The 3239-nt window shown below is 61.0% G+C and carries 2 protein-coding genes; both read right to left on the minus strand.

The annotated features are described in order from the left end of the window. A partial coding sequence (locus ALO43_RS12125; protein ID WP_157062288.1) for a condensation domain-containing protein occupies positions 1 to 2130 on the minus strand: 2130 nt, incomplete at its 3' end. Positions 2131 to 2144: 14 nt separating this feature from the next. Beyond that, the coding region (locus ALO43_RS12130) for an AMP-binding protein (RefSeq protein ID WP_147467237.1) at positions 2145 to 3239 on the minus strand (1095 nt) is incomplete at its 5' end.

Below are 3239 nucleotides of genomic sequence, written 5' to 3' on the forward strand. Positions count from 1 at the left end.
GATGACCAGTCGGCCACCGTGCAGCAGCGCGCCGAAAATCTCCCAGACCGAGAAGTCGAAGGCGAATGAATGGAACAGCGTCCAGACGTCTTTTTCGTCGAACTTGAACCAGTCGTCCGTAGCCGCGAACAGGCGCATCAGGTTGTGATGAGCCAGCAAGGTGCCTTTCGGCTTACCGGTCGAGCCCGAGGTGTAGATCACGTAGGCCAGGTTGTCCGGCGTGGTCTGGTTGGTCGGGTTTTCAGTGCTATAACCATCCAGCGCATCCGCCAGATCCAGGGTTTGAACGTGCGCAGGAATCGGCAACTGATCCAGCAAATGTGCTTGGGTCAGCAACAATTCGATACCGCTGTCCTGCATCAGGAAGCTCAAGCGATCCTGCGGGTAATCCGGGTCCAGCGGCACGTACGCGCCGCCGGCCTTGAGGATCGCCAGCATCCCCACAATCATCTCCAGACTGCGCTCGGCGGCCAGCCCCACGCGAACATCCGGGCCTACGCCCTGCTCGCGCAGTTTGTGGGCCAACTGGTTGGCGCGGCTGTTGAGCTTTTGATAGCTCAATTGCTCGGCACCCAAGCTCAGGGCGATGGCGTGCGGGGTGCGTTCAGCCTGGGTTTCGATGCGTTGATGGGCGCAATGTTCGCTCGGATAAACAGCACGTTTCTGGTTCCAGTCACGCAGCGTATTCTGCCGCTCTTCAACGCTCAGCAATGGCAAGTCGGCGATGCGCTGATTGACGTCGCGGCACATGCCGCTCAGCAGGTTGCGCCAGTGCCCGGCCATGCGCTCGATGGTTGTGGCGTCGAACAGGTCGGTGGCGTAGGTCAGCGAGGCAGCCAGGCCGTTCTGGCGTTCGCAAGTGTCCAGGGTCAGGTCGAACTGCGCGGTGTGTTTGTCGGACACCTGATACTCCAGGCGCAGACCGGCCAGCTCGCGGGCTTCGTTGTAGCCTTCGCTCTGGTGGTTGTAGGCCACTTGAAACAGCGGGCTGCGGCTCAGGTCTCGCTGCGGCTGCAAGGCTTCGACCAGTTGCTCGAACGGCAGGTCCTGATGGGCCTGGGCCTGCACGGCAGTCTGTTTGGTCTGTTGCAGCAGGTCGGCCACGGTGGTCTGCGCGCCGAACTCGGCCTTGAGCACCTGGGTATTGACGAAGAAGCCGATCAGCCCTTGGGTTTCACTGCGGGTGCGGTTGGCGACAGGCACACCAACGCGTATGTCGGCCTGACCGCTGTAGCGGTGCAGCAAGGTTTGCAACGACGCCAGCAACAGCATGAACAGGGTGATGCCCTGCTGCCGCGCCAGTGCCTTGAGGGTGTTCAGCAGCGCAGCGTCCAGCTCGACGTTCAGTCGCGCGCCGTCGTAGCTGCGCAGCGCCGGACGTGGTCGATCGGTGGGTAATTCAAGAATCGGCTGCTGATCGCCCAGTTGCTGCTTCCAGTAAGCCAGCTGGCGTTCCTGCTCGCCCATCTCCAGCCAGTTACGCTGCCAGATCGCGTAGTCGGCGTACTGGATTGGCAGTTGGGCCAGTTCGGCCTCGCGACCCAGCGAGGCGGCCTGATAGCACTGCATCAGCTCGTCAACAATGATCGGCATCGACCAGCCATCGGAGACGATGTGGTGCTGGGTCAGCACCAGCACGTGTTCCTGTTCGCTCAGTTCAAGCAGCCTAACCCGCAACAGCGGCCCATGTTGCAGATCGAAAGGCCGCTGCACTTCCTGATCAACATAGCGTTCGACCGTTTCGCCCAGTGCCAGTTGATCAACATTGAGCGCAAACGGCGACGCCGGATGCACCACCTGCAACGCCTCGTCGCCCTGCTGTTTAAACGTGGTGCGCAGGGTTTCGTGGCGTTCGATCAGTTGTTCGACGCTGCGCCGGAGCGCCTCGACATCCAGCGTGCCATGCAGGCGCAGCGCCAACGGAATGTTGTAGGCCGCGCTGTGCGGTTCCAGTTGCCAGATGATCCATTGCCGCTGTTGGGCAAACGATAACGCAGACGGCTCCTGCGTCTCTCGCCTGGCAATCGGCGTGACCCCATAGAGATTCACCCCCTGGCGCTTGAGCAGGATCGCCAGCGCCTTGCGTTCACGGGCGGACAGCGATTTAACGGAGTCAAGCAACTGCTGCACTGGGGTCTCTCCTGCTAAGCGATCAAATTATCAATTTCCTCCGCTGATAAACGTTTGAGTGCCTCCAGTGATTTAGTCAATTCGTCCAGTGCATGGTCACTTTCGCCATTTTTTTCTTGCAGCGCGGCGCAGAAGTCAGCAAGCACCGGCTGCTCGAACAAGTCCTTGAGGCCGACCTCGCGCTGCAACTGCTCGCGAACCCGCACCAGCATCTGCACCGCCAGCAGCGAGTGGCCACCGAGTTCGAAGAAATTATCGCTGCGCCCGACTTGCTCGACGTTGAGCACGGCGCTCCAGACCGACGCCAACTGTTCTTCCAGCTCGCCTTGCGGCGCGACGTAGGCCGCCTGCAACTGGCTCGCGTCCGGCGCTGGCAGCGCCTTGCGGTCCAGCTTGCCGTTGGCCGTCAGCGGCAGCTTCTCGAGGATGATGAAATGGGTCGGCATCATGTAATCCGGCAGATGCGCCCGGAGTTCGGCTTTCAGGGTTTCACGTAGAGCTTGTTGATCCTGATCAGGCTGAGTCGGCAGCAGATACGCCGCCAGTTGACCTTCCAGCGCCAGCACGACCACTTCGCGCACAGCCGGATGCGCTTGCAGTCGCGCTTCGATTTCGCCCAGTTCGATGCGGAAACCGCGGATTTTGACCTGATGGTCGATACGGCCCGCGTATTCGATGGTTCCGGCAGCTTTATAGCGGGCCAGATCCCCGGTGCGGTACAGACGACCGCCGTCGTTGGAAAACGGGTCCGGCACAAAGCGCTCGGCCGTCAGTGCCGCACGATTGTGATAACCCCGCGCCAGACCGGCATGGCCGATGTGCAACTCGCCGCTGCAACCCTGGGCAACCGGATTGAAATCGGCGTCCAGCACGTACCACGACAGGTCCGGAATCGCCTCGCCAATCGGGCTGGCCGGGTTGTGTGTGTCGGCCTCGGTTATGGGCCTGAAGGTCACATGCACGGTGGTTTCGGTGATGCCGTACATGTTGATCAGTTGCGGCGCTTGATCGCCGAAACGCGCAAACCAGGGTTTCAGGCTGGCGACGTCCAGCGCTTCGCCGCCAAAGATGACTTTTTGTAACGACATAGGCACAGGCGAATCACAGGC

It is taken from the genome of Pseudomonas tremae, assembly GCF_001401155.1.
GTDB classification, from domain to species: domain Bacteria; phylum Pseudomonadota; class Gammaproteobacteria; order Pseudomonadales; family Pseudomonadaceae; genus Aquipseudomonas; species Aquipseudomonas tremae.